Consider the following 7419-nt stretch of genomic DNA (forward strand, 5'->3'; position numbering starts at 1 on the left):
GCCCTCAGCGCACGGACTTGCGCACGTAGAGGGCGCGGGCCCACAGCCAGCCGCCGGCACCGATCGCGACGCACCAGGCGAGCGTGAGCCAGCCGTTCAGGCCCGGATCCGTGCCGAACAGCAGGGCGCGCACCGTCTCGATGAACGGCGTGAACGGCTGCACGTCGGCGAAGACGCGCAGCCAGGCCGGCATCGATGCCGTCGGCACGAAGCCGCTGCCGAGGAACGGCAGGAGGGTGAGGAACATCGGCAGGTTGCTGGCCGACTCGACGGATCCGGCCACCATGCCGAGCGCGACGGACAGCCAGGAGATCGCGAGGCAGATGAGCGCGAACACCCCCGCGAGGCCGAGCCAGCCGAGCGGCCCGGCCGTGGGTCGGAATCCCATGAGCATGGCGACGGCGAGCACCGCGACGAGGCAGAGCATGCCCTGGATGGTGTTGCCGAGCACGTGACCCGTGAGCACCGCGCCGCGGGAGATCGCCATGGAGCGGAAGCGGGCGATGATCCCCTCGGTCATGTCCTTCGCGATGCCGATCGAAGCGCCCGTCGCGATGCCGGCGACGCCGATCAGCAGGATCCCCGGCACGACGTAGGCGAGGTACTGCTGGTCGGTGCTCCCCGCCGAGCCGCCCGGCAGGCCCGCGCCGAGCGTGCCGCCGAAGACGTAGACGAACAGCAGCAGCAGGACGACCGGGATGCCGATCACGAAGCCGGTGAGGCCCGGGTAGCGCAGCTGGTGCAGCAGCGAGCGGCGCAGCATCGTGACGGAGTCCGCTGCGGCGAGGGCGATGGTGCTCATCGGGCCGTTCCTTCCTTGGCGATGGCGGCCGCCGGGCCACCGGTGAGGGCGAAGAAGACGTCGTCGAGGTCGGGCGTGTGGATGCCGATGTCCTCGACCTCGATGCCGGCGGAGGCGAGCCGGTCGAGGACCTGCCGCACGTGGGCCACGTCGCCGGTGCCGGGCACGTCGAGAGCGAGCCGGTCCGCGTCGACGACGGGCTCGGCGTCGTGGAGCACCGCGCGGGCGGCGTCGAGCTGCGCGGGTGTCGGGAAGCCGAGCCGCAGGTGGCCGCCGGGGACGAGCCGCTTCAGCTCGTCGGGCGCGCCCGTGGCGGCGATCCGGCCGCGGTCGAGCACCGCGATCCGGTCGGCGAGACGGTCCGCCTCCTCCAGGTACTGGGTGGTGAGCACGATCGTGACGCCGTCCGCGACGAGATCGCGGACGAGGGACCACATCGTCTGGCGGCTGCGGGGGTCGAGGCCGGTGGTGGGCTCGTCGAGGAACACGACGCGCGGATCGCCGATCAGGGTCATCGCGAGGTCGAGCCGCCGCCGCATGCCGCCGGAGTAGGTGCCGATGCGGTTGCGGGCCGCCGAGGTCAGCTCGAAGCGGTCGAGCAGGTCGGCGACGCGCCGCCGAGCGGCACGGGCGTCGAGGTGACGCAGGGACGCCATGAGGCGCAGGTTCTCCTCGCCGGTCAGCAGGTCGTCGACGGCGGCGAACTGGCCGGTGAGGCCGATGCTGCGGCGGATGCCGTCGGGGTGCGTGCGCAGGTCGTGGCCGGCCACGCGCACCCGCCCCGCGTCGGGGCGGACGAGGGTGCTGAGGATGTGCACGACGGTCGTCTTGCCCGCGCCGTTGGGCCCGAGCAGTGCGAAGACGCTGCCTTCGGCGACCTCGAGGTCGATGCCGTCGAGGACGACGGCCGCGCCGTAGCGCTTGCGGAGTCCTTCGACGAGGACGGCGGCGGTCATGATGCTCCTTCTGCTAGTGGCCGGGATGCGATGGCGGGGGCGCGGCGGAGCACGACGTCGGCCCAGTTCGTGGCGAGGTGCAGCTGCACCGACCCCGCTGCGGTGTCGGGGGCGACGTCGCCCGCGGCGCCGAGCTCGCTGCGCACGGACCCGTGCGCAGAGGTCGCGTCGACCCAGGCCGCAAGGCCTGCGGGGATGCCCACCTCGACGTCCGCGTACCCGTTCTCGAGGCGGATGACGCCGCTCGTGACCTCGCGGACCCGGATGCGGCCGTAGGCGCTGCGCGCCGTGACGTCGGTGAGGGCGCGGTCGATGGTCAGCGTGCCGGCGAGCGACGCCTCGACGGGGCCGGACGCCGTGCCGAGCTCGACGGTGCCGTGGGAGGCCCTGATCCGGCTCGGCCCCTCGATCCGGTCGATGCGCGCGTGTCCGTGCCCGGCGTCGAGGTCCAGCCGCCCATCGACCCGGCCCACCTCGACCTCGCCGTACGGGGCAGTGAGGTGGAGGTCGGCGACGCGGTCGATGGTCACCGCCCCGTACTTGGCGGCGACGCGGGCGGTGCCGAAGGTGCCGCGCAGCCGGACGGACCCGTATGCGGAGTCGATCCGCAGGCTCGAGCCGCTCGGGACCTCGACGCGCACGTCGACGGAGTCGGTGCGACCGAAGAGGTTCATGCGGCGCGGCACGGCGATGCGGAGCACCCCGTTGCGGAACACCGCGGAGGCGTCCCGCGCGAGCGCGACGTCGCCTGCGCGGGCCGCGCCGGTCGGCGTCACCTCGCCCCGGACCCGAAGCGCCTCGGACGCCACGACCTCGATCGATCCGACGCCCACGTCGATGACCGCCTCGACCGGACCGCTCGTCTCTGCGTCGACGGATCCGCTCACCGTGCTCACCGGACCCATCCGGTGAAGCTGTCGCCGTTGCGGGCGGCCTTGCCCGGGCGTCTGCCCTTGGGCCCGACCGCGGCGGCGATCGCTCGGACGAGCCACGCGTTCACCGACACGCCTTCTGCGGCCGCGGCGGCCTCGACCTCGGCCTTGAGGCGGTCCGGCAGGCGGAGGGTGGTGCGGGAGGTCGTCGCGTCGTCCGTGAGGTCGCCGGCATCGACCGGGGCCTCGGCCTGCGACGATGCCCCGTGCGAGACGAGGAGTTCGGGGTCGCGCCCTCGGAGCCGCACGTCGACGGATCCGGGGGCCAGCTCCCGCGTGATCTCCCCGGCGGCGTCGCTGAGGACCTCGAGGAGCACGAGCCGGACGGCCGCGTCGAGGGCGCCGGACATCCGCTCGGCTACCGCGAGGGCCGCCTCGTCCCCGATCACCGCCTTCGCGAGCTGCTCCTGCAGCTCGGCGACATACCGTTCCAGTTCCATGACGTCATCATGACACCACTATGGCGTCAGATACAAGGAGCAAGACGTCGTCGCGGCGTCACGACAGCTGCGCGGCCCCGCCCGTGGCCACTCTGCGCCGGCCGGCCGGACGGCGATCGAGCCGATCAGCCCATGGTCGCCCCGCACGCGGGGCACTCCCAGTGGCGGTCGTCGGCGTCGCCGCGGGCGACGAACGCCTCCTGGCAGGAGGCGCAGAACGGCATCGTGAGGTCGTCCTCATGCATGGCGGGTCCTTCGGGGCCGTCGGGCGGGTATCGGAGAGGAGACGGCCGGTGCCGGAACCGTACGATCCCGTCCGTGCGATCGCCGCCCCCAGTCCGGGTGGGGAATGGTCTGCGCTCCCTTCTGGGGACTGCGGGACGAGCGGATCCGCCGTAACCTGCCCCGCATGACGACGACCGCCCCGGCCGCGCGCGCCGTGGGCACGGTCACTCTGCAGCCGTTCCGGCAGCGCTACTGGCTGCCGATCGTGGGCTCCCTCGTCGCCGCCGTCGTGCCCGTCTACATCACGGCGTTCGTCATCGCCAGCACCGGCGGCCGCATCGTGCCGGTGTCCGTCGCGGCGGCAGTGACCCTCGTGATCGCCGCGCTCGTCGCCTGGCGCTTCTCCCGCGCACGCCTCGTGCTGCAGGCCGGCGGCATGGTCGAGCACGGCCTGCTCGGCCGCACCCGCACCACACCTCGCGAGGCGGTCGCCTCGGCCGTGCTGCTCGCGCTCTACGACACGCAGAGCGTGCAGACCCGGCGGCAGCTCTTCGTGCTCGACGCCGGGGAGCGCACCCTGCTGCGGATGAGCGGCGCCAGCTGGAGCGACCAGCACATGCGCACGGTGCTCCGCCACTTCGACGTGCTCGTCGAGACGATCGACACCCCGATGACGCTGCACGACCTGCGCCACACGCGGCCGGGGATCCTGCGCTGGAGCGAGCGTCACCCGTGGCGCGGGAACCTGCTGATGATCTCGCTCGGACTCGTCTGCTGCGTGAGCATCGCGATCACCGCCACCCTCACGATCGGCTGACAGGCGCCCGCTCGTCGAGGCCCCACGGCTGGCCGTAGCCGCCGTCTGCGAGGCTGCGCGCCATCAGCTCGAGGAACGGATCCGCCGGGAACGCCTCCGGGCCGAGCACCCCGACGCCCGACCAGACGCCGGCCGCGAGCAGCTCGAGGGCGATCACGGGGTTCAGCGCGGTCTGCCACACGACGCACTGGCTCTCGTACTCGCGCATCGTGTCGGCGTTGTCGGCCACGTGGTACAGGTACACGGCCCGCGGGGAGCCGTCCACGCCGGTTCCGGTGACGTACACACCGGCGCAGGTCTTGCCCTCCATCCGCGGGCCGATGGTCGCCGGATCGGGCAGGGCGGCGGCGACGACGTCGCGGGGGGCGACCTCGACGGGGCCGTTCGCGCTGCGCACGCGCAGCGGCACCGTGGAGGCGAGCCCCAGGTCGCGGAGGGTGCGGAGGATGCCGATGAACTCGCCGCCGAGGCCGTACTTGAACGTGACCCGCTTGGCGTCGAGCCAGCGCGGCATCAGCAGCACCTCCTCGTGCTCCACGTTCACGCACTCCACCGGGCCGATGCCCTCGGGGAACTCGAACACCTCCGGCTCGGAGAAGGGCGCCGTCGTCGTCCAGCCGCTGTCGCGCTCCCAGATCACCGGCGGGTTGAGGCACTCCTCGAGCGTCGTCCAGATGCTGAAGGAGGGGGCGAAGATCTCCTCACCGGCCTCGTTGCGCACGACGAGGTTCGCGCCGTCGCGCGTGCCGAGCTCGTCGATCTCGCTGAACAGGTGGTCGGCCGCGTACCGGGCGAACACGTCGCTGAGGCCCGGCTCGACGCCCATCCCCACGAGGGCGAGCCGGCCGGCGGTCTCCCAGTCCGCCGCCTGCTCGAACTGGTCGTCACCGAGCTTCACCCCCGGCAGGGCGAACGGGTCGGTGGGATGCGGCTCGGAGAGGCTCATCGCCATGTCGAGGTAGTGGGCGCCCGCGGCGAGGGCGCCGGCGAACACCGAGGGCACGAACTTCGGCTCGACGGCGTTCATGACGTGCGTGACCCCGTGCGCGCGGGCCACCGCGGCGACGGCGTCGGGGTCGGAGGCGTCGATGCGGGCGGCGCTGAAGCGGGAGGCCGTCTCGGCGTCGTGGTGCTCGGCGATCCACGCGACGGTGCGCTCGGCTCGCGCGACGTCGTAGTCGCTGAGGACCACCGCCTCGTAGAAGGTCCGGGTCGCCGCGATCTTCGCGATCGCGTCCCCCACTCCACCGGCACCGACGACGAGGATCCGCATAGGGCGACGGTATCGGTTTCGGGAATGGCCGTCGACTGCGGATCCGCTCGTCGTGGCACTGCTGGACGACGGTCTCAGTCGTCCCATCCCGCACGGCCCGCGAGGACCCCGGCCGCCTCCGCGAGCCAGGGAGCCGGGTTCCGGAGCGGCCGGGCTGCCCCGCCGGCGAGCACGCTGAGCGAGACCGCACCGGCCCAGCCCGTGGTCGGGGCGTCGATCGCGCCGGCCACGAGCAGCGCGGCGACCCCCGCCTCGGCGGCGAGCGCCTGCACCCGGGCGGGCGCCTTGCCGCCGGCGGTCTGCGCGTCGTAGCGCCCCTCCCCCGTGACCACGGCCGCTGCCCCCTCCAAGGCGGCGGCGAGCCCGGCACGCCGGGCCACCTCCGCCGCACCGTCGACGATGCGGGCGCCCCAGGCCTGCAGGCCGAAGCCGAGGCCGCCCGCCGCTCCGGCGCCCGCCGCACGGGGATCCGTGGGCAGCACCTGCTCGAGGCGGGCCGCGAACCGGGCGAGGTTGGCCTCGAAGCCGGGCACGTCCTCGGGGGCGGCACCCTTCTGCGGCGAGAAGACCGCGGCCGCGCCGGCCGGACCGAGCAGCGGGTTCGTCACATCCGTGAGCACGACGGCGCCGCGGACGGGGGGACGGACCAGGCCGTCGACCTCGATCCGGGCGAGGCGAGCGAGGCCGGCGTTGCCCGGCGGGATCGGCCGGCCGTCGGCGTCGAGCAGCCGGGCGCCGAGTGCGGTGAGGAGGCCGGCGCCGCCGTCGGTCGAGGCGCTGCCCCCGATGGCGAGCACGACCTCGGTGGCACCGCGTTCGATCGCGACCCGTACGGCGGTGCCGAGGCCGAGTGTGTCAGCGCGGGCCGCGCGCCTGCGGGGCTCCATGGCGGAGTCGGCCAGGAGCGCGAGCCCGCCCGCGGAGGCGAGCTCGATCGTCGCTGTGCCCTGCTCCGACCGGATCCAGCGAACGGTGAGGACGCCGCCGACCGGTCCCGGCACGACCGCGCCCTGCGCGACGGCCGGCTCGACGGCGCCGAGCGCCTCGAGCGTGCCATCGCCGCCGTCCGCCATCGGCACGAGCCGCAGCTCGTCGCCCGGTCGCACCCGCGACCATCCGGCGGCGAGCGCCTCGGCGGCCCCCACGGGTCCGATCGACCCCTTGAACGCGTTCGGTGCGATCACGATCCGGGCCACCCGGCCACCTTCCCCCACCGCGACGCACGCTTGCCACTTTCCGACCTCATCCCGCGGGTTCGAGGTCGGAGAGTGGCAAGGGCGCCGTCCGATCAGGTGTTCGCGCTCGAGTCCGAGCCGCTCGCGGCGCCGGACAGGTCGTAGAGCGTCACCCCGCCGACGGTCTGCGCCGTGAAGTGCTCGGCCACCCACGTGGAGATCTGCGCCGAGGCGTTCGATCCGCCGTTCGAGGTGCCGCCGCGCATGCCCGAGGCGATGAACCAGTGGATCCCGCCCGAGGCGACGTCCTGCTCGAACTCGGCGAGGGTCGGCGAGGGGTCGCTGCCGTTGAAGCCGCCGATCGGCATCACGGCGAGGCCGGTCGCGAGCTGGTAGGACGCCGCGTTCTGCGACCCGATCGCGGCGGCCGCCCACGTGTACCGCGAGGCGTCGGCCTTCAGCGCGGCGGTGACCGCCGAACTCACGTTCGCGCTCCCGCCGAGGAGGCCGCCGGCGGCCCCGCCGCGGAAGCCGCCGCGTCCGCCGAACCCGCCCTGCGGCGGGGTGAACCCGTTCCGGCCACCGAACCCGCCTTGTGGAGGGGTGGCCCCGTTCTGCCCGCCGAACCCGCCCTGCGGCCGGGTCAACCCGTTCTGCCCGCCGAAGCGGCGCCCGAACCCCGTGCCGCCGACGCCGCCGGTCCCGCCGAGGGACACCGCGGGGCCGGCGGTCGGGAGGGAGCCCGCGTGCGGCGTGAGCGTCGTGTCCACCGCGAAGGCGGCCGGGCCGGCGAGCGCCG

At 74.1% G+C, this 7419-nt stretch carries 7 protein-coding genes and 1 pseudogene; 1 reads left to right on the forward strand and 7 read right to left on the reverse strand.

Going from position 1 to position 7419, the window contains the following annotated elements:
- Window positions 1–4: 4 nt before the first annotated feature.
- The 4 genes from JWQ92_RS14820 to JWQ92_RS14835 are packed head-to-tail and all read right to left on the reverse strand — an operon-like array spanning window position 5 to window position 3130.
- A complete protein-coding gene (locus JWQ92_RS14820; RefSeq protein ID WP_297345235.1) occupies window positions 5–802 on the reverse strand; it encodes an ABC transporter permease in 798 nt (265 codons plus the stop codon).
- Window positions 799–1758: an ATP-binding cassette domain-containing protein gene (locus JWQ92_RS14825; RefSeq protein WP_297345236.1), complete on the reverse strand. Its 960-nt coding sequence runs from the start codon at window positions 1756–1758 to the stop codon at window positions 799–801. Before JWQ92_RS14825 ends, JWQ92_RS14820 begins: the two co-directional genes overlap by 4 nt.
- Window positions 1755–2654 (reverse strand): hypothetical protein, encoded by a 900-nt coding sequence (locus tag JWQ92_RS14830; protein ID WP_297345237.1) that lies wholly within the window; start codon window positions 2652–2654, stop codon window positions 1755–1757. The genes JWQ92_RS14825 and JWQ92_RS14830 overlap by 4 nt, the downstream gene beginning before the upstream one ends.
- Window positions 2651–3130, reverse strand: a complete 480-nt coding sequence (locus tag JWQ92_RS14835) for a toxin-antitoxin system HicB family antitoxin (RefSeq protein ID WP_297345238.1) — start codon at window positions 3128–3130, stop codon at window positions 2651–2653. The genes JWQ92_RS14830 and JWQ92_RS14835 overlap by 4 nt, the downstream gene beginning before the upstream one ends.
- 409 nt (window positions 3131–3539) lie before the next feature.
- On the opposite strand from JWQ92_RS14835, the gene JWQ92_RS14840 reads away from it, so the two are divergent.
- Entirely contained in the window at window positions 3540–4172 is a 633-nt protein-coding gene (locus tag JWQ92_RS14840) for a hypothetical protein (RefSeq protein ID WP_297345239.1), read from the forward strand.
- Here the strand turns inward: JWQ92_RS14840 and JWQ92_RS14845 are convergent.
- The 3 genes and pseudogenes from JWQ92_RS14845 to JWQ92_RS14855 all read right to left on the reverse strand — a co-directional run.
- Complete coding sequence (locus JWQ92_RS14845) at window positions 4159–5445, reverse strand: saccharopine dehydrogenase C-terminal domain-containing protein (protein WP_297345240.1); 1287 nt, start codon at window positions 5443–5445, stop codon at window positions 4159–4161. The two genes, JWQ92_RS14840 and JWQ92_RS14845, sit on opposite strands and share 14 nt — an antisense overlap.
- A gap of 74 nt (window positions 5446–5519) precedes the next feature.
- On the reverse strand, window positions 5520–6641 hold the full coding sequence (locus JWQ92_RS14850; RefSeq protein WP_297345241.1) for a glycerate kinase: 1122 nt from the start codon (window positions 6639–6641) through the stop codon (window positions 5520–5522).
- Window positions 6642–6733: 92 nt separating this feature from the next.
- Window positions 6734–7419: pseudogene (locus JWQ92_RS14855) on the reverse strand (glycosyl transferase); the annotation flags it as partial.

It is taken from the genome of Amnibacterium sp. (assembly GCF_025463795.1).
Taxonomy (GTDB): Bacteria; Actinomycetota; Actinomycetes; order Actinomycetales; family Microbacteriaceae; genus Amnibacterium.